Origin of the sequence: Bacillus timonensis, from assembly GCF_000285535.1 — a bacterium.
GTDB classification, from domain to species: domain Bacteria; phylum Bacillota; class Bacilli; order Bacillales; family Bacillaceae_L; genus Ferdinandcohnia; species Ferdinandcohnia timonensis.
Map to the genome: position 1 here is coordinate 329839 of NZ_HE610988.1, position 19737 is coordinate 349575.

A 19737-nucleotide genomic window follows, 5' to 3' on the forward strand; every position below is an offset into this window, starting at 1 on the left:
AGTTTGCCATTTCATTATACAGAAAATAGTGGCAATCGAGCAATTCTCGAGTTTTTATTTATCCCGGGTTTAATAGGTAGTAAAAACCCCCACTGACAGAAGTTTCAATTTATCCCACTCGACCCAAATCCGCCTTCACCTCTTTCAGAGGCTGCTACATCCTCAACCTGTAGCAAGTTAACCTGAGCTACTTCGGCAATGACCATTTGAGCAATCCGCATTTGTTTTTCCACTACAAAATCATCTTTTCCATGATTAATTAAGATGACCGCAACTTCTCCGCGATAGCCCTCATCAATGGTCCCTGGACTATTTAAAACCGTTACTGAGTGTTTGAGTGCTAGTCCACTCCTTGGTCGTACTTGTGCTTCTGTTCCTGGTGGCAGTTCCATTTTAATTCCCGTTTTGATTAAAGCTGCTTCACCAGGTTTAATCGTTTTTTCTTCTGCAGAAAATAAATCAAATCCCGCATCACCTGGATTCGCTTGTAATGGGAGTTTTGCTTCCTCGTGAAGTAACATTACTTTTAACTTGTATGTCATATAAAATCCTCCTCTAGAAAAAAATTATAACAAATAAACAAAAAGTTGAAACCTTTTGATTATGTTAATCGTATATGTTGGCAGATTGAGATTGGAGGGAGTCCTCTTATGTTTGTCCTACTTATTCGTTTTGTACTATTACTTCTAATTATTTTCTTACTATATCGGATTTTTAAGTATATACTTAATCCAAAGAGGAAGCTTGAGCTTGCACAAGAAAAGCAAGAATTCTACTTGCTTGATGACCAAGCAAATGTTCATAAAAACTGTTTCATCACGTATAAGGGAGTATTGTTTGAAGGTGAAAAATATTTAGGCTCAACAAAAAAGGCCTTTGAGGTCGTATCGATCTTTATCTGGGCCAAAAAAGATAATTTAAAAGGGTTAACTTACACGGATTTCCAATACATTGAACGTAGAATCAAGGAAAATTATCCGCATGCAAAAATTGATTGGAAAAGTCCCATAAAAGAACTCATTAAGGAAAACAGTCGCGAGCGCTAACTCACGACTGTTTTTTATTGATAAGATTTACCTGTTTTAGGGTGAAAAAATTCATGCCATTTGATAATAACCTGCTTTTCTCTTAGTAAATAAAATAAGAGGGTAAGGGCTAGGAGAATGGTTAAAATGACAGTTGGAGAGAACTCACGGATAAATTGACCGAAAACGGTGTAAAGAAGTGCTACTGGGATATTGGAATAAAAGGAACCTTTGGCATATTCACGGAAATTTCTTGTGACATCGATGATGCATAATGATAAAAGATGAAAATTTATAAAAGGAATAAGACGTAAGATTGCAATTTGCCCAATCGTAAAATTCACTTTGTCCCCCAACCATTTTTGTTTAAGCGTATTAATTTTTTTAGACAACTTAGGAACCTGCCTATATAAAAAATAAAACAAAATGCTAAGGATGGTTAACCCTAGTATCGAGTAGAGTGTTCCAAATACGGATCCAAACAAAATTCCTCCGACAATACATAGTACAGGAACAGGTATGAAAAAGAATGGCCGGATAAGGTGTATCCCTATAAAAATAACGGGTGCAAGCAGTCCAGTGGATTCAATAAAAACGAACAGCAATGTCATAGTGTCATCCAAATGTACAACTCACCTCTTTCTCTAGGATACTAACAAAAAAGCACAAGGCAGCGCTTATGCATAGGACAAGCGCTGCCAGAAGCTGCGTTTCGCTTTCCCAAGCGGACGGGCTCAGACCAGAGAGCCAATGGCTCTTGTAGTTAGAAAACTACAAGTACAATTGCTATCTATACATATACATTCGTACAAGTAGTTATGACAGGTTAAATGAAATATATATGTAGAAGGCTATTGTAAGTAATGTAAGAATAGGAAGCAGAATGACAAATTGCTTATGTTTTGTCTTATGGCGAAATTGTTTCATTCCATATGTCGCTCCAAGGGCTCCACCTAAGATAGCGACGATCCAAATATGTTTTTCAGAAATGCGCCATTTGTGATTTCTGGCCCTGTTTTTATCGATGTACATAAGTAGGAAAGCATATATGTTTAGGATTATGTAGATAATGAGCATTGTTTTCATTCAAGAACCACCTTTATTTCCGTTCTATGATTGCATTTTTTTGTTTTATAGCTGTTATTTTCTTTTTATAGCTGTTATTTTCTTTTTATGGACGTTATTTCGTTTTTATAGCCATTAATTCAGTTTTATGGCTATTAGCAGTTCGAGACAATTAAAAAAGGTTACTCACATTTTACAACGGGAGTAACCTTTTTAATTAGACTAAATTATTTTAAGTTATTTTTAGCTACAGTTGCTAATTCTGCAAATGCCTTTTCGTCGCTAACAGCTAGGTCAGCTAACATTTTGCGGTTTACTTCGATACCAGCTACTTTTAGTCCGTGCATTAAACGGCTGTAAGAAAGACCATTCATGCGAGCAGCTGCGTTGATTCGAGTAATCCATAGCTTACGGAAGTCGCGTTTCTTTTGACGACGATCACGATAAGCATACATTAATGATTTCATTACTTGTTGGTTTGCAACTTTATATAAAGTGTGTTTTGAACCGAAATAACCTTTAGCTAATTTTAATACCTTTTTACGACGTTTGCGTGTAACAGTTCCGCCTTTTACTCTTGGCATTTTGTTTCCCTCCTAGAATCTATATCAATCGTTCACTGATTATTTAATGTTGTTAATCATGTGGCGAATACGTTTGAAATCGCCTTTGCTAACTAGTGTAGCTTTACGAAGCTTACGCTTTTGCTTTTGAGATTTGTTTCCAAATAAGTGGCTTGTATATGCATGTGAACGTTTAAGTTTACCTGATCCTGTTTTCTTAAAACGCTTTGCAGTACCACGGTGTGTTTTCATTTTTGGCATAGGGAGTTCCTCCTCGTTTATTACTTTTCAGTTTTAGGTGCTAGTACTAAAAACATGCTTCTTCCATCCATTTTCGGATGTGATTCAACAGTTGCAACTTCAGCACAAGCTGCAGAAAAACGATCTAAAACACGTTGACCGATTTCTTTATGTGTAATCGCACGACCTTTAAAGCGAATAGATGCCTTAACCTTATCTCCTTTTTCAAGGAATTTAATAGCATTGCGAAGCTTTGTATTAAAGTCATGCTCGTCAATTGTTGGACTAAGTCTAACTTCCTTGACATTAATAACCTTTTGGTTCTTACGAGCTTCTTTTTCCTTCTTCTGTTGCTCAAAACGGAATTTACCGTAGTCCATGATACGACATACAGGTGGTTTCGCATTTGGGGCAACCAATACAAGATCAAGATTTGCTCTAGCAGCAATTTCTAATGCTTCATTTTTGGATTTAATTCCTAGCTGATCACCATTTTGACCAATCAAACGAACTTCACGGGCACGAATGCCTTCGTTTACCATCATGTCTTTGCTAATAATTAGCCACCTCCAAGGTTTTTTAAAGAATGCCTCGTTTGAAATCTTGCGCATTTTACAGATTTGAGACAAATAAAAAAGTGTGAATGTATACACACCCACACTATTACAATTCATTTACACATTAATGATTAATGAACGTAAGACCTACCAACTGCAATTTGCGTCAATCAGGTGAGAAGCGGGTGCTTCTACTTTCTCAAACAAGTATTCAATTACCTTAAAAAGTATAACATTTATGATGACATCTGTCAAACGGTGCAAGACTAGAATAACACAACGAAATTTATTCTAGCATGCACTTATATATTTGACAAGACTTTTTTACTTTTTAACTTCCTGTAAGATATTTGCAAGGAATGTTTCGAAGGATAAAGTCTCTGATTTTTGCTCCCCATACTTGCGAACATTTACTGCATTTTCTTGGATCTCATTATCCCCTACAACAAGCATAAATGGAATTTTTTGCATCTGAGCTTCACGAATCTTATAGCCAATCTTTTCGTCACGATCATCAATTTCGACACGTAATCCTTCTGCTTGAAGCTTCTCTTGTACACTCTTTGCATAATCTAAATGAACATCAGGCGAAACAGGAATTACTTGTACCTGAACAGGTGCTAACCAAGTTGGGAATGCACCTTTGTATTCTTCGATTAAATAAGCAACAAATCGTTCCATTGTTGATACAACACCACGGTGGATTACTACTGGACGATGTTGTTTTCCATCTTCACCAATGTATGTTAAATCAAAGCGTTCTGGTAATAAGAAATCAAGCTGTACAGTTGAAAGTGTTTCATCTTTTCCAAGTGCAGTACGAACTTGAACATCAAGCTTTGGACCATAAAATGCTGCTTCACCTTCTGCCTCAAAATAATCGAGACCAAGATCATCCATTGCAGCTTTAAGCATGGATTGTGCTTTTTCCCACATTTCATCATCATCGAAATATTTTTCAGTATCAGCAGGATCACGATAAGAAAGACGGAAGCTGTAATCTTCAATATCAAAGTCTTTATAAACTTCTAGTATAAGATTTACCACTCGTTTGAATTCATCTTGTATTTGATCAGGGCGAACGAAGATATGCGCATCATTAAGTGTCATACCCCTAACACGTTGTAAACCTGATAATGCCCCACTCATCTCGTAACGATGCATTGTTCCTAACTCTGCAATGCGGATTGGAAGCTTACGATAACTGTGAATTCCATTTTTATAGATCATCATGTGATGCGGGCAGTTCATTGGACGAAGCACAAGCTCTTCATTATCCATTTCCATTACCGGGAACATGTCATCTTGATAATGATCCCAGTGACCTGAAGTTTTATATAGTTCTACATTTGCAAGAACAGGTGTATACACATGGTCATAGCCTAGTCTTACTTCTTTATCCACAATATAGCGTTCAATCACACGACGAATAGTTGCACCTTTTGGAAGCCATAAAGGTAAGCCTTGACCTACTTTTTGTGAGTTTGTAAAGAGACTTAGTTCCTTACCAAGCTTGCGGTGGTCACGTTCTTTAGCTTCTTCAAGGAAATGAAGATGTTCTTCAAGATCTGCTTTTTTGAAGAATGCAGTCCCATAAATACGCTGAAGCATCTTATTGTCGCTGTCGCCACGCCAGTATGCACCTGCAATGCTTAACAGTTTAAATTCTTTAATTTTTCCTGTTGAAGGAACATGGACACCACGGCAAAGGTCAAAGAATTCGCCTTGCTCATAAATAGTTAAAGTGTCTCCTTCTGGAATATCTTGAATCAACTCGAGCTTTAGTTCATCACCAATCTCTTCGTATCGACGAATCGCTTCATCTCGAGAAACCTCAACACGGTGAATGTCAAGATTTTCATTTACAATTTTTTTCATTTCTTTCTCAATTTCAGGAAGGTCTTCAGGTGTTAATGACTTTTCCATGTCAATGTCATAGTAGAAACCATTTTCAATAACTGGCCCTACACCGAGCTTTACGTCTTTATACAGACGCTTAATCGCTTGAGCCATTAAGTGAGCTGTACTGTGTCGCATGATTTCTAACGCTGCGTCAGTATCTTGGGTAATGATTGCTATTTCACCATCTTCATGGATTTCTGTTCGCAAATCAATTTCTTTTCCATTAAGCTTACCAGCAATCGATTTTTTCTTTAATCCTGGGCTGATTGAGCCAGCAATTTCTTCTGTTGTTGTTCCTTTAGGAAACTCCTTCACTGCTCCGTCTGGGAAAGTAATTTTTACTACATCTGACATCAGTTTCAACTCCTTTAATTTAAAAGCGCAAGGCGCCTGCCTATCGGCGACAAGCATAAGACGAGCGCTGACAGAAGGTGCATTTTACCTTCCGAAGCGATTGGCTTATGACCTCGAGCCGATGGCGCCTAGAGCTAGATATAAAAATGTAATGAAAATAAAAAATACTCGTCCCTATAAAAAGGGACGAGTATATGTATCGTGGTTCCACCCTTGTTCCCATGTCAGACAAACGATAAGCTTCAAATCTCTTCGTTGGCTAGTCGCTCCGGTTCTCACGTATAAAAATACGCTCAGATCCTCAGCCGGCGCTGCCTAGATTTTTTTGCTTCTCCCCTGTCTGTTTTAGACAAACGATTTTCGCAAGTCATTCATGGCTCAAGAAATAAATAACGGTTATCCCGTCAGTAATTACAGCTCTGTTACCAAAGGTTCACTACTGAAGTTTAGAGGTGGTAAATGTATCATTCGTGTTAGGAAGCTTTCAGCCTAGTCTTCCTTCTCTGAAAACCGTAATCATACAATCGTGTCCTCATCATAACTTTTACACTATATTAAATAGTATTGATAATATGTAGGTATTATAGTCTTATTTAAAAGTTAAATCAAGGGCACATCACACATTTTATATTTTTTTTGCTTTTAGACGCCTATTCTCAAAAGATTTTTTTGTGTAGATCGTGACATTTTCTAAAAAAATATTGTGAATGGTTTGGATCATTCCGTTATCAATCTGATCTGTATAAATCGATATTGACTTAGGCGCAATTGATACTAAAGGTGCCAAAACGGCTGAATCAATGTACATCGGTTGGTGTAAAATTAATTTGCGGTCGATAAATTTGAATAACTCATCTCGCTTAATTTCAGTAAATGAATCATTATAAAAATAAAATTGCTCATCATGTAAAATATGTAATTGGTCAAGCTTCGGTTCCCGCTTTTCCCGAAATTCACGCAATCCTTGGATAAAGGTTTGATACTCCTGCTCAAGTTTATACTCGTCAATTGCAGATTCTATAATTTGTAATAATATCTCATTATATGTGCGCATCCGAAACTTTAAAAAAGATTCAAATGAAAAGGAAATTGGAACCTGCAAGAAATCTTGAAGTGCTTCCATGATTAATTGGTTTCGTGGCACAACATTCTGAACTGCTGGGATTTCAGGATTATTCCCGTCCATTAAGGCTTTTGTAATTTCTAAGATTTGTTTTTTCTCTTCGAAATCGGTAAAGTAAAATAAGTTTTCAATATAATCAAGTATCCAATTATCTTCTTTGTTTTTAATAATAAATTCAGTTAATACCGGAATAATTACTACCTGAACTGCGTAATTTGTTTTTTCTGATATAAAAACAGATACCACATTCGCTTCTTCATTTCTAACCTCTATGTAATCTATTGAAAGAGCTTTTACTTTTTTTAGTAAGCCCTTATATATTTTTTGAGCATCTGTTACTTCTTGAAAATGCATTTCAATCAAGCTAGTCCCCCCCTAATAGCCAATACCATTACCCTGATACATGTATATGGGAAATAGGACAACTTTAGAATATAAAAAAACGGCTATCCCTTTTTTTGAGATAGCCATTTCGATTAATATCGTCGGTTTTTTCCTTTTAGTTCAACAGGTGTCGCTAAAAATTTAATTCGTTCCATAATTCTAGCTGCTTTCACCTTTTCCTCTTCACCACGTTGTGTATAAGATAAATGGTGTTCGAGACCTTTAAAATCAAAATTTGATGTAAAAAAGGTTGGTAGGTTTTCAAGCATCCGATATTGAAGAATGCTTCCTAAAATATCGTCACGCATCCAGCTCGACATGGATTCAGCCCCTATATCATCCAGCATTAAAACTGGAACTTCTTTAACCGCATCAATTTTAGAATTGATGGAATGATCTTGTAAGGATCCTTTCAACTCCCGCATAAATTCTGGAACATAGACAAGCATGGATGCCACCTTGTTAAGAGCTAAACCATTAGCTAAAGCACCTAAAAAATACGTTTTTCCAATTCCAAATGACCCGTACAGATATAATCCCTTCATGCGTTTTCCTGGTTCATATTGATCTAAAAATTCTTGGATTTTTAATATAGCATTTGATCGGCCTTCATCAAATTCAATCGTTTCTAGTGATGCTTCAAGAATATCCTTAGGAACATACATACTTTTAATTAAAGATTTATATTTGACTTGTTCATCATACATAACCTTTTTAGGACATCTTTCATAACTTAAATCAATTGCATTCCCTTTAAGTACAAGTTGTGGATGATAGCCCTGGAGCATATTTTTGCATGTATCAAGACTTTCACATTTATTACATTCCTGGCTTTGATTAATATACTCATACAACTTTACAAGACTACGATTGATTGTATCACTCGTAATTTGATCTTGATGGGTGTTTATGAAGTCTCTTACCTCTGAATGATTTAATACTTCATGCTTTATTTGTTCATATCGTTGCTGAAACCCAGTATTATTAGAAAGTCTTTTTAAAGAATCCTGAATCGGTTTCATGTATTCACCCCCATCTTATTGTTTATTTCTTTTGAGCCTTTCCTCAAAAATACGTTTTTTCTCTTCAAACGATGGATCATGCGATTGTTCCCTTTTTGGATACTCGTCTTGTGTTCCTTCATCATCTTGCTTTAACCAGTCAGGCAGTAATTCCTTTCGGATGGGTTGTCTTTTATATTTATTTGTCTTTTTATCAGCAGTCCAATTATGTTTCTTAGCTGTTTCCATTGCATCCTTCACTGTCTTAATATCTAATCTTGCCCAGTTGCTCGCAATGGTTTCAATATAAGATTTTGTTAATCTCATATCCGATTTTAACATGACATAATACAACAGTACATTTATTACACCTGGAAGAAGTTTTTGCCGAAACATGACATCTTCAATAATTTTCAATTCGGAAACAGACGGCTGTGCTCCTCCAGAAACATCGATTAGAAACTCTTTTGGTGAGATCTTTTCAAGCTTTTGAATTAATTCCTCTTCCTTTGTTTGTGGAACTTTGTTTACCATCGTTTGATTTGGCAATGGTTGAATTCTTTCGGTTAAATTAGGAAGTTCATTCCCGGTTTCAAATTGATACCAATCCCTCGAAGCCTTTCTCAATTTCTCAATATCAATTTTTTCGTTTGGATCTAGTGCGCTCATGACAATCCCTTGCATTTCAATTGGATTAATTCCATAAAGGAAAGAAAGCTTAGTAATTGCTTCTTTCACCTTAGGTGTGATTGTATTTTTGGGAATCATCACATCTGAAATACCCGCAAAAAATAAATCAAAATCAAAGTTTTCATTTTCAATTATTATTTTTTTGTCTTCACTTCGACCCATGAATTCTTTATTTTCATCATGTTCAAGGTTATTTTTCATTTCATCACTGATTGTAGAAATCATTTGCGATACATTCGTAGAAGCAAAAACCTCATTAAATGCTTTTGTAACCGGTTTATAAGTATCTAAATCTGGCTCTTTATCGGAAAAAAACTGCTTAAGTTTGAAAAATTTACCTTTTCCGAGTCTGTTATATAAATAAACATTGAGAACACCATCGGTAAAAAAAGCTCTAGGCGAGAGTGGCGCTTGCAATTCATAGATGAAACTTCTAGAATCTTCATCGTTTTTCACAAATGTTTTTAAGAGGCCAATTCCTTCAAGCTTTAATCTTTCTTGATAAATATCCTGTAGATTCGTTTGAAGTAGCGCCATTAAAGTATAATGAGTGCTTTCTTCACCCCATAGCCGATTTTGTTCCAATTCACTCCATAGAGTCATATATAAACTGAAGGCTTTCATTCCAATTAGAGGTTGGTATAGCAATGATACAATTTTCCGGTCATAATCATGCAAAAGATCTGCCGCATGCACAATATAGCGATCGACTGGTACTAATTCCTTCCAATGCTCCATTTCATCAAGGCCTTCCGATTTTTTAAGTAAAGTTAAAAAGAGCTTAAACAATAACTTAAGCCCTTTTAGCGTTCTCTTTTAATTAATTCCTTTAATTCGTCAATAAATACATTTATATCTTTAAATTGTCGATAAACAGATGCAAATCGCACATATGCCACTTCATCCACTTTCGCCAAATGATTCATTACATACTCACCAATAATATCGCTTTTTACTTCTGCAACCCCTTGACTTCGAAGTTCTTTTTCAACCTCATGAGCGATGTCTTCTAATTGTTTTAAGGATACTGGACGTTTTTCACATGCTTTAATAAGCCCGCGCAGCATTTTTTCTCTGCTAAATTCTTCACGTGTTCCTTCCTTTTTAACAACAATTAATGGGATTTCTTCCACTTTTTCAAATGTTGTAAAACGATATTGGCATTTTTCACATTCTCTTCTTCTACGAATTGAACGACTATCATCAACAGGACGTGAGTCCAATACTCTCGTTCCATTATGTTGACAAGTAGGGCACCTCATTCATAACACTCCCTTCTTAGGAGATTTCTTTGTATCTATCTTATAAGAAAGATTTTTATAGGACAAGGGGTATTTCCATATACTTAAGATTCTCCCTTTCCAATGAATGGAAGTTCCTTATCTAAGTGGCTATATAAATTCATTATTACTTTTCGACTATAGCCAAAATCGATTGGAATCAACAAAGTTTCGGTTGTGACTGCGAAGTCAATCGCTGTTTCAAATGGTCTAACGGAAATAATGGTAGCAACAACAAAGGCTTTTCTTCCTTTCTTTATTGAAATACTCATTTCTCCGCGTTCTTCTGATACGGAATTAATGTGGTAGCCATCTAACTTGTTAATTACTTTTGTTAAAGCTTCAACTGCTTTTTTGTTGGTTGTTTTATAATAATGACTTCTTAGGTGCTCGTCCGAATGTTTGTCTCTCGTTTCACTGTGATTCGAAAAAAATGTTTGCAATCCCATATACTCCACTCCTTATGTAGAACAATATAATCTGTAGATTTAGTTCAAAATGTAAAAAAAGAGGTGTAGTTTATACACCTCTTACTATTTTAGATGATTCGTATTTATTTTTAAAGTACTTTAACTTGTGCTGGCTTAACTTGTACTGGGCCCATACCACGTGGCAATTCAATATTTTCGCGTGTTTGTGCACCAAGTGCCTCAGCAATATAGTCTGCTGCAATATTCGGATCTAAATCTCCACAAGTGTAAACATCAATACTAGCGTATCCATGTTCAGGAAAACTGTGAATCGTTAAATGTGATTCAGAAATGATAACTACCCCACTAACTCCTTGTGGAGCAAATTTGTGAAATGCTACCTCACGAATTTCTGCACCTGACTTAAGTGCTGCCTGAACAAAAGTTTCCTCAATGCCTTGCATGTCATTTAGTTTTTCAAAATCGCAACCCCATAATTCAGAGATTACATGGCGTCCCATTGTTTCCATCGTTCAAACGTTCCCCCTTTTACCAAAATTTTAGTGAGTTCTTCGCGTAAAGCATGAGCATAACTACCACGGGGGAAAGTTAGTCCAGAGAGGTCCTAACCCTTTAAGTAGTTACAAAAGCATAAGCTTTTAAGAAGTTCACGAAAACTAGTATACTTTGTTTATATATTTTTAGCAATAACTTTTATTGTTTAAATGATGAAAACCTTCCCACAATTTGGGAAGGTTTTCATATTAGCCAACTTTTGCTTCTGTTTTTTCGATGATTTTTGTGCCAACAAATTTAACTAAATCTACAACCCTACAAGAATACCCCCACTCATTATCATACCAAGCTAACACTTTCACCTTACGATTACCAATTACCATCGTTGAAAGGCCATCTATGATAGAGGAATGCGGATTCGTATTAAAGTCAATGGAAACTAATGGCTCTGTCATAAAATCTAAAATGCCTTTTAATGGTCCCAATGAAGCTGTGATAAAGGCTTCATTAATTTCCTCAATCGTTACATCTCGCTGAACATCTACGACCAAATCGACTAAAGACACATTCGGAGTCGGAACACGTAATGCCATTCCATGCAGTTTTCCTTTAAGTTCTGGCAATACGAGTGATAATGCCTTTGCTGCGCCAGTCGACGTCGGAATAATGGATTGTGCGCATGCTCTTGCTCTTCGCAGGTCCTTATGAGGATTATCAATATTTTTTTGGTCATTTGTATAAGCGTGAACTGTCGTCATTAAACCGTTTACAATTCCAAACTGTTCATCTAATACTTTAGCAACTGGTGCTAGGCAATTCGTTGTACAAGAAGCATTTGAAATGATGGCATGTTTTTCATGGTCATATTTATCTTCATTCACACCCATTACGATTGTTATATCCTCATCTTTACCAGGTGCAGTTAGGATTACCTTCTTGGAACCAGCTTGTAGGTGAAGATTTGCGTTTTCCTTTGAATTAAATTTTCCTGTTGCCTCAATCACAATATCTATATTTAAACTTTTCCAAGGAAGCTCTAATGGGTTACGAGAATTTAAAAGTTGAACGCGCTTTCCATTTACCAATAATGAGTCGCCCTGTGGAATGACTTCCGCATCGAACTTACCATGGTTTGTATCATATTTTATTAGATGTGCTAGCGTTTCTGCAGGGTAGCTTGCATTGATTGCAATTACTTCTAATGTATCATCCATAATTGCATTTCTAAATACCATTCTTCCAATACGGCCAAATCCATTAATTGCGATTCTTGGCTTCATCAAAACCCCTCCACGATATATGTTATACTTTTTGTTGTGATTTTCTACAATTAGTATAACACATTGGATTAGATATGTAACACTTTAATTCTTATTTTTATAAAAATAGTTATTTATACATCTTTTGGAGGTTACAGTAAAACTATTTGTACTATTTTAAGCATGAAAAAAGGCACCTCGTATAAGAGACGCCTTTGTTTTAACTCTTTATTTGAATATCCCATTGGTCACAAATTTCGTGCAACTGATTCTTCGTTGCTTCAATTGTTCCATTATTATTTATAACAGCATCTGCTAGTTTAATTTTTTCCTTAAGTGGCATTTGTGATTGAATCCTTGCCTTTGCATCTTCCTTGCTAAGATTATTCCTTTCCATAAGACGTGCTAATTGTGTCTCATAATCAACATAAACAAGAAGCGTGCGGTCGACTAATGCAGTTAATTTACTTTCAAATAATAATGGAATATCCAATATGATGGTTTTTTCCCCATTATTCATATATTCTTCTTTTTCTATCAACATTTGTTTGCGTACGGCTGGATGAACAATTGAGTTTAATAACAATCTTTTCTCTTCACTAAAAAAGATAACAGATCCTAATTTTGGTCTGTCAATCGTTTTGTCGGTTGATAAAATATCCTTACCAAAAGCTTGAACGATTTGTTCATATGCTTCTTCTCCAACCTCAACGACTTTACGTGCAATTACGTCTGCATCAATTACAACAATTCCTGCTTCCTTAAACATCTGTGATACTGTACTCTTCCCACTTGCAATTCCACCTGTTAATCCGATAGTTAATGCCACGTAAATATCTCCCCTTGAACTACTCTAACTAAAGTACTCTAAAATTTCCAGATTCCGATTAGGATCAATAGTATTCCAGGTAATACAGAAAACTTTTGCACCCATCTTTTCTTTGAAAAAACAGATCCACTTTTGATACCTGTATACACAAAAAGCGAGCTCATTACGGCAACCAATATAGCCATTATCCAAGGAGAAAAGCCTAACAAGGCTGCTCCAATTCCTGCTCCGAATGCATCTAGTGAAAGAGCTAGCCCAAGTAAAAATGCTTCCATTCCAGTAATGGTTCCTGATTTATCAAGATCGGCAACCATTGGCTTCTTTAAAATATTAATAACTAAACCAAGCGATTTTATTTCGACTTTCACTAATAGTTTTTCCTCGTTTTGTTCTAAGCTTGGTGAGGATGGGCGAAAAAATTGAAACAACACCCAGGCACCAATTAATACCAGTACAATGCCACCTAGCCGATCAGCAACTGTAGGTGATATAAATAGTGCGATTGATTTACCTAGGCCCATGGCAACCGCCATGGTCACAGCTGAGCAGCATGCTATTGTAATGATTGATTTAAATGGAATTTTCATTTTTCTCATTCCATATGTGAATCCAACGCTAAAACTATCCAAACTGACTGCAAATGCTAATAAAACGAGTGAAGCGAATTGGGACATCTCACAAAAGTCTCCTTCCTATCAATTGCTAAGATAGTATATGGAGGGAGCCCATTTCATGTGAAATGTCCAGTGGAAGTCAAATCGTCAGCTGAAAATGACCAATCGAATTGCTGCGTTCATTATTTTATACTTTTCGTTTCTTCTTCTGACATTTTGGACAGTAGTGTGTGCCTCTGCCACCCACTACTGTTTTTTCAATTTCCGTTCCACATTTTTGGCATGCTTTGCCGTTTTGACCATATACAAATAACTGCAATTGAAACATCCCGATTTCACCTTGTGTGTTTACATAGGAACGGATTGTACTACCACCTTTTTCAACTGCCTCGTTCAACGTTTGAATAATTTCATGGTGAAGTTTTTTTATTTCCTTTTTAGTTAAGGTATTTGACTCACGTTCTGGATAAATTCCTGCCCTAAACAATGCCTCATCTACATAAATATTCCCAAGACCCACAACATTTGTTTGGTCAAGCAGCGCAACCTTAATTTTTCGATTGGTCCTTGAAAGCTTTTCCTCTAAATACGTTAAAGTAAATTCTTGTGAAAAAGGCTCTGGACCTAATTGAGATAAAGGAAGACTATCCTCCTCTTCCCCTTTTTTAAACAAATGCATTGTACCGAATTTCCGCACATCTCGATAACGGAGCTCGGAATCATCTGTAAAAGTAAACAAAACATGTGTGTGCTTGTCATATGGTTCATCTTTATCGTAGAGGCCATACCTGCCTTCCATACGCAAATGGGAAACTAAACAAAAGTCATCTAAAATAAACTTTAAAAATTTACCTCTTCTATCTACATTATGAATCGTTTGTCCACGAAGAGCATCACAAAATTGTTCTGGCTCCTCAGGCTTTTTTATCATTTTTGGCCATAACACAGTTACCTTTTCAATTGTCTTACCATTCACCAGCTGTGTTAATGTACGCCTAACGGTCTCAACCTCAGGTAATTCAGGCATTTAATCACATCCTTTAACGAATTACTTTGCATCATACCAGGTCTTACCGTACGAATAATCGACCTTTAAAGGTACTTTTAATGAAATGGCATTTTCCATTACTTCTGGCACAATCTGTTTCAAAATCTCAATTTCTTCTTCTGGTGCTTCAAAAATTAACTCATCATGTACTTGTAAAAGTAACTTCGCTTGAAGTTTTTCTTTTTTTAATCGGGCAGCCATATCAATCATTGCTTTTTTAATGATATCAGCGGCACTTCCTTGAATTGGAGTATTCATCGCTGTTCTTTCTGCAAAGCTTCGCACATTAAAGTTACGTGCTGTAATTTCAGGAATATATCTTCGTCTGTGAAGGAGGGTTGATACATAACCTTTCTGTCTTACATCCTCAACGATTTCCTCCATATATTCTTTAACACCCGGAAAGCTTGCAAAATAGCGTTCTATAAAGTGTCCCGCTTCCTTCCTAGTAATTCCAAGATTTTGAGACAGCCCAAAATCACTGATACCGTACACGATTCCGAAGTTTACCGCCTTAGCTTGGCGTCGCATATTAGAAGTTACTTCATCCTCTTTGACATGGAATACATCCATTGCAGTTTTTGTGTGGATATCCAGATCATTCGTAAAGGCATGGACTAGGTTTTCGTCATTTGCAATATGTGCAAGGACCCTTAGTTCAATTTGAGAATAGTCAGCTGCAAACATAAACCAATCCTTTTTTGAAGGAACAAAAGCTTGTCTTATTTTTCGTCCTTCCTCCAAGCGAATAGGTATGTTCTGCAGGTTCGGATCTGTTGAGCTAAGTCTTCCAGTTTGTGTTAAAGCTTGCTGGAATCGAGTATGGACCTTGCATGTATCTTCGTGTACAACCTTTAACAAACCTTCGATATAAGTTGATTGAAGCTTTCCGACTTGTCGATAATGCAAAATATACTCAATAATTTCATGCTCTTTTGCTAATTTTTCAAGGATATCTGCAGAAGTCGAATATCCGGTTTTGGTTTTCTTGTAAACGGTAAGCTGAAGCTTCTCAAATAGAATAACACCGAGTTGTTTAGGTGAGTTAATATTAAATTCTTCTCCTGCTAGCTCATAAATCTTTTGCTCAAGCTCTTGAAGATGTTCTTTTAATTCCTCTCCCATTTTCTTTAACCGCTCTACATCCACCTTTACCCCTATGGATTCCATGTCTGCAAGAATGAAGGATAACGGCATTTCCAGATCAGTAAAAAGCTCATATTGTTCATTTTCCTTTAATTCTTTTACAAAAATTTCTTTTAGCTTTGAAAGTCCAATTGCCTTTCTTACTAAATGTTCAGCGAGGATTTCTTCACTAGGTATACTTTGTTTAGCTCCTCTTCCGTAAACCGCTTCATCCGATTGAACATCTGTTATTCCCTTTAATTTGGCTACTGCGGCAACATCTTCTGTGGAGTCAGAAGGATTTAAGATATAGGAGGCAATTAAACCATCGAAATCGATTCCTTGCAAATCAATTCCTTTCCATCTCAGAGCAACTATCGATTTCTTTCCATCGAACACATTTTTCTTTTTCTCACTATCGTTTGCCCATTTTTGAAAAGCCTTAGATTCAAGAGCAAGCTTTGTCGGAATGTAAAAATTTCCGTTTTTATTTGTAATTGCAATCCCTTGGATATCCGCCTGATGATAGCTTTCATCAAGTACCTCAACGATTAAAGACGATTCTGTAGTTAACACATCTTCTGACATATCGTTAATAATTGTATAGGAAATCTCTTCTAAAGGCTTGTCCTCTAATTTCTCGCTCCCCTCAATTTTATCGAGCAATGAATTAAATCCAAGCTCTTTAAAGAGTTTAATAACCTGGTCACCATCATAGCCCTTATATTCAAGATTAGAAATCCCAATTTCAATAGGAGCCTCTCGATAGATTGTCGCAAGTTTCTTACTCATGATCGCCTGGTCTTTATTTGCTTCCAGCTTTTCCTTGAGCTTCTTCCCACCGACCTTATCGATGGAGTCTAAAAGTTCCTCTAAAGAATTGAATTCTTGCAATAATTTCAGAGCAGTTTTTTCTCCTACTCCCGGTACACCTGGGATATTATCGGAGTTATCTCCCATGAGTCCCTTCATATCAATAATTCGCTCTGGTGTGATACCATATTTTTCTTTGATGAATTCTGGCGTGTATGAATCAACGTCTGTTATACCTTTTTTCGTGATATCAACTGTAACTAAATCTGATGCAAGCTGTGTTAAGTCTTTATCCCCTGAAATAATTTTGACCTCAAAGCCTTCTTGTTCAGCTTGAAGGGATAATGTTCCGATAATATCATCGGCTTCATAGTTTTCTAACTCATATCTGGCAATCTTATAAGCATCAAGTAGCTCTCTTAAAAATGGAAATTGTTCTGATAGCTCAGGAGGTGTTTTTTGTCGGCCACCTTTATACTCACTAAAAGTACTATGTCTAAATGTAGTTTTCCCTGCATCAAAGGCTACTAGTATATGTGATGGCTTTTCTTGTTCTAAAATGCGGTTTAAGATCATTGTAAAACCATATATGGCGTTCGTATGTACACCTTTATCATTATTTAGGAGAGGTAAGGCAAAAAATGCCCGATACGCGATACTATTCCCATCCACTAAGACGATCTTTTTAGTCAAGAATAATCCTTCCTTTCAATTACAACTTTGGACCCTTTCACAATATCCAACTTTCACATAAAAAAAACCGTTATTTCCTACTGTTCATTTTAGCATGTCATGAACAGAATGAAAAATAACGGCTTCCTTACTATCTTTTGGTATTATTCAGTGTATCCCATTAACAACCTTGCATATGGAGAGTCGGCAGGTAAAATGATGACTGTTTCTCCATCAATTGTAGTTTTATAGGATTCTAATGTACGGAAAAGGTTGTAGAATTCCGGATCCTTTGAGAAAGCTTCGTTATAAATACGAGCTGCTTCCCCTTCCCCTTGGCTTCGAATAACCTCTGCATCCGCTTGTGCTTTTGCAATTATTTCTTTTACTTCTCTGTCAGTTTCAGCTTCGATTTCATTTTTCTTAGCATCCCCTTCTGAGAGATAGTTTTGTGCGGTTGACTCACGTTCAGAAATCATTCTTGTATATACGGATTGTTCGTTTTCAGCTGGTAGGTCTGTACGCTTCATACGAATATCTGTTACAACGATTCCATACTTATCTTCCTCAAGGTTTTTATTTACAATTTCTGTGATTCGGTCATTAAGACTACCACGTTCTGATTTTTCATCGTTTATGATTTCATCATAATTTAGTTGCCCAAGCTCTGTTCGAATGGCAGAATAGACGAATTCATCAAGCTTTGCTTCCGCATTTACAACTGTTCTTGTTGTAGCAATCATTTGTTTTGGATCTTCAATACGCCATACCGCATAATTATCAATCATCATTCGCTTTTTGTCTTTCGTATTGATTTCAGCCTCTTCTACATCATAAATCATTTGATATTTTGGTAATGTTTCAACTGACTGGATAAACGGAATTTTATAGGAAAGACCTGGAGTTTCTACAATTCGAACAACTTCTCCGAATTGACGAATTACTTTATATTCACCTTCTCTAACAATAAATAAATTCGCTATTAAGATTCCAATTAAAATCAATACGATAAGGATCGATACACCACCCTTTGTGTATTTGGCAAATTTATTCGAACCTTTTTTTTCGTTTAAATCAACTACATTTTCACTCATTGGTTTCCACTCCCTTCTGTTTCTACAGGAGGAACCTGTGACTGGCTTCCAGCTGGACGAATTGGCAAGTACTTCATCGTATTGCCATCATCCTTCATAATATAAATTTCGGTATTCGGTAACACTTCATCCAATGTTTCTAGTACTAAACGTTTTCTAGTAATCTCGGGATTTTTTGCGTATTCAGTATATAATGCATTAAATGTAGCAACATCCCCGCGCGCGATTTCGATACGGGCTGCTTTATCCCCGTTAGCACGTGAAATAAGGGCTTTTTCCTCCCCTTTTGCTTCATTCATTTTTTGATTACGGTATTTGGTTGCTTCATTTACTTTTGTATTTCTTGTTTCACGGGCATCCGTTACATTCGTAAATGCCTTTCGAACTTCATCATTTGGTAATTCAACATCCTGTAATTTTACAGCTGTAACTGAAATTCCAATATCATATTTCTCCAAGAGAGATGCTAATAAATCTCTAACTTCTGCTTCAATTTTAGCCTTACCAGATGTTAAGGCGTCATCAATCTTTGAACTACCGATAATACTTCTTAAAGACGCAGAAGTAGAATTATAAAGAATCTGTTCCGGATCCTCGGAGTTGAATAAGAATTTAGATGGATCGGTAATTTGCCATTGCACTACCATGTCCGCTAGTACTATATTTTCGTCACCAGTAATCATTTTTGTATCCTTGGGAACATCGGTGATTTCTCCGTTCTTTTGGTCATAACCAAACTGTAAACTGTACGTTGTTTTTGGTAACTTTTCTACATCTTGGATTGGCCATGGCATTTTAAAATGGAGACCTGGTTCTGTGATTCCTTCATCAGCTTTTCCAAACGTTAAAATAATTGCTTGCTCTGATTCATCTACTGTATACCAGGTTGTAAAACCAACTACACCTAAAATCAGAACGAGCACACTTAGTCCCACAATCGTATAAATTCGTTTCAAACTAACCATGCTTTCCCCCCTCAATTGTATCTACAAAGTTTTATACGAATCTCAAGCAAAAAGGTTTCAATTTCAAGGTAAAAAAATGACAAGGATCTTACATCCTTGTCAAAAAAGTTTGGCCTCCGAAAATGAAGGGGTTCTCATTAACATCATACGGTTCGGATATTAAGGGAATATGTTTCCAATGTAAACATTTTGTAAATTAGGATATTTT

The 19737-nt window shown here is 36.3% G+C and carries 21 protein-coding genes and 1 other annotated feature; of the genes, 1 reads left to right on the top strand and 20 read right to left on the bottom strand.

Annotated elements, in window-relative coordinates:
• Nucleotides 1-104 precede the first annotated feature (104 nt).
• Nucleotides 105-542 (bottom strand): dUTP diphosphatase, encoded by a 438-nt coding sequence (dut, locus tag BTHG_RS19210; protein WP_010678368.1) that lies wholly within the window; start codon nucleotides 540-542, stop codon nucleotides 105-107.
• Between the two features lie 108 nt (nucleotides 543-650).
• On the opposite strand from dut, the gene BTHG_RS19215 reads away from it, so the two are divergent.
• Nucleotides 651-1046: a hypothetical protein gene (locus BTHG_RS19215; RefSeq protein WP_010678369.1), complete on the top strand. Its 396-nt coding sequence runs from the start codon at nucleotides 651-653 to the stop codon at nucleotides 1044-1046.
• A 14-nt stretch (nucleotides 1047-1060) separates the two neighbouring features.
• Here BTHG_RS19215 and BTHG_RS19220 read toward each other — a convergent pair whose 3' ends face one another.
• From BTHG_RS19220 to hflK, 19 genes are all read right to left on the bottom strand, one after another.
• Nucleotides 1061-1648, bottom strand: a complete 588-nt coding sequence (locus BTHG_RS19220; RefSeq protein WP_010678370.1) for a TVP38/TMEM64 family protein — start codon at nucleotides 1646-1648, stop codon at nucleotides 1061-1063.
• A gap of 193 nt (nucleotides 1649-1841) precedes the next feature.
• Nucleotides 1842-2111 carry a DUF1294 domain-containing protein gene (locus BTHG_RS19225; protein ID WP_010678371.1) on the bottom strand — a complete coding sequence of 90 codons (270 nt, stop codon included), beginning with the start codon at nucleotides 2109-2111 and terminating at the stop codon, nucleotides 1842-1844.
• 206 nt (nucleotides 2112-2317) lie between these two features.
• Nucleotides 2318-2674 (bottom strand): 50S ribosomal protein L20, encoded by a 357-nt coding sequence (gene rplT, locus BTHG_RS19230; RefSeq protein WP_010678372.1) that lies wholly within the window; start codon nucleotides 2672-2674, stop codon nucleotides 2318-2320.
• A 39-nt stretch (nucleotides 2675-2713) separates the two neighbouring features.
• Nucleotides 2714-2914 carry a 50S ribosomal protein L35 gene (gene rpmI / locus BTHG_RS19235; RefSeq protein WP_010678373.1) on the bottom strand — a complete coding sequence of 67 codons (201 nt, stop codon included), beginning with the start codon at nucleotides 2912-2914 and terminating at the stop codon, nucleotides 2714-2716.
• A 20-nt stretch (nucleotides 2915-2934) separates the two neighbouring features.
• On the bottom strand, nucleotides 2935-3453 hold the full coding sequence (gene infC, locus BTHG_RS19240) for a translation initiation factor IF-3 (RefSeq protein WP_083849209.1): 519 nt from the start codon (nucleotides 3451-3453) through the stop codon (nucleotides 2935-2937).
• A 65-nt stretch (nucleotides 3454-3518) separates the two neighbouring features.
• Nucleotides 3519-3653: a sequence feature (ribosomal protein L20 leader region), on the bottom strand.
• Nucleotides 3654-3774: 121 nt separating this feature from the next.
• Nucleotides 3775-5706: a threonine--tRNA ligase gene (thrS, locus tag BTHG_RS19245; protein ID WP_010678375.1), complete on the bottom strand. Its 1932-nt coding sequence runs from the start codon at nucleotides 5704-5706 to the stop codon at nucleotides 3775-3777.
• Between the two features lie 625 nt (nucleotides 5707-6331).
• The gene (ytxC, locus tag BTHG_RS19250) at nucleotides 6332-7183 is read right to left on the bottom strand and encodes a putative sporulation protein YtxC (protein WP_232284505.1); all 852 of its coding nucleotides are present in this window, start codon (nucleotides 7181-7183) and stop codon (nucleotides 6332-6334) included.
• 122 nt (nucleotides 7184-7305) lie between these two features.
• Entirely contained in the window at nucleotides 7306-8235 is a 930-nt protein-coding gene (gene dnaI, locus BTHG_RS19255) for a primosomal protein DnaI (protein WP_010678377.1), read from the bottom strand.
• Between the two features lie 15 nt (nucleotides 8236-8250).
• Nucleotides 8251-9642 carry a replication initiation and membrane attachment family protein gene (locus tag BTHG_RS19260; protein ID WP_026021903.1) on the bottom strand — a complete coding sequence of 464 codons (1392 nt, stop codon included), beginning with the start codon at nucleotides 9640-9642 and terminating at the stop codon, nucleotides 8251-8253.
• 65 nt (nucleotides 9643-9707) lie between these two features.
• Entirely contained in the window at nucleotides 9708-10166 is a 459-nt protein-coding gene (nrdR, locus tag BTHG_RS19265) for a transcriptional regulator NrdR (protein WP_010678379.1), read from the bottom strand.
• 83 nt (nucleotides 10167-10249) lie between these two features.
• Nucleotides 10250-10633: a hypothetical protein gene (locus BTHG_RS19270; protein WP_010678380.1), complete on the bottom strand. Its 384-nt coding sequence runs from the start codon at nucleotides 10631-10633 to the stop codon at nucleotides 10250-10252.
• A gap of 110 nt (nucleotides 10634-10743) precedes the next feature.
• Nucleotides 10744-11124, bottom strand: coding sequence for an adenosylmethionine decarboxylase (gene speD, locus BTHG_RS19275; RefSeq protein ID WP_010678381.1), 381 nt, complete (start codon nucleotides 11122-11124; stop codon nucleotides 10744-10746).
• Nucleotides 11125-11358: 234 nt separating this feature from the next.
• Nucleotides 11359-12390 carry a glyceraldehyde-3-phosphate dehydrogenase gene (locus BTHG_RS19280; RefSeq protein ID WP_010678382.1) on the bottom strand — a complete coding sequence of 344 codons (1032 nt, stop codon included), beginning with the start codon at nucleotides 12388-12390 and terminating at the stop codon, nucleotides 11359-11361.
• A gap of 199 nt (nucleotides 12391-12589) precedes the next feature.
• Entirely contained in the window at nucleotides 12590-13198 is a 609-nt protein-coding gene (gene coaE / locus BTHG_RS19285) for a dephospho-CoA kinase (RefSeq protein ID WP_010678383.1), read from the bottom strand.
• A gap of 38 nt (nucleotides 13199-13236) precedes the next feature.
• Nucleotides 13237-13872, bottom strand: coding sequence for a sporulation membrane protein YtaF (gene ytaF / locus BTHG_RS19290; protein WP_010678384.1), 636 nt, complete (start codon nucleotides 13870-13872; stop codon nucleotides 13237-13239).
• 127 nt (nucleotides 13873-13999) lie between these two features.
• A complete protein-coding gene (gene mutM, locus BTHG_RS19295; RefSeq protein ID WP_010678385.1) occupies nucleotides 14000-14839 on the bottom strand; it encodes a DNA-formamidopyrimidine glycosylase in 840 nt (279 codons plus the stop codon).
• 21 nt (nucleotides 14840-14860) lie between these two features.
• The gene (gene polA / locus BTHG_RS19300) at nucleotides 14861-17491 is read right to left on the bottom strand and encodes a DNA polymerase I (protein WP_010678386.1); all 2631 of its coding nucleotides are present in this window, start codon (nucleotides 17489-17491) and stop codon (nucleotides 14861-14863) included.
• 143 nt (nucleotides 17492-17634) lie between these two features.
• Nucleotides 17635-18564 (bottom strand): protease modulator HflC, encoded by a 930-nt coding sequence (gene hflC / locus BTHG_RS19305; RefSeq protein ID WP_010678387.1) that lies wholly within the window; start codon nucleotides 18562-18564, stop codon nucleotides 17635-17637.
• The gene (hflK, locus tag BTHG_RS19310) at nucleotides 18561-19529 is read right to left on the bottom strand and encodes an FtsH protease activity modulator HflK (protein ID WP_010678388.1); all 969 of its coding nucleotides are present in this window, start codon (nucleotides 19527-19529) and stop codon (nucleotides 18561-18563) included. The genes hflC and hflK overlap by 4 nt, the downstream gene beginning before the upstream one ends.
• Nucleotides 19530-19737 lie beyond the last annotated feature (208 nt).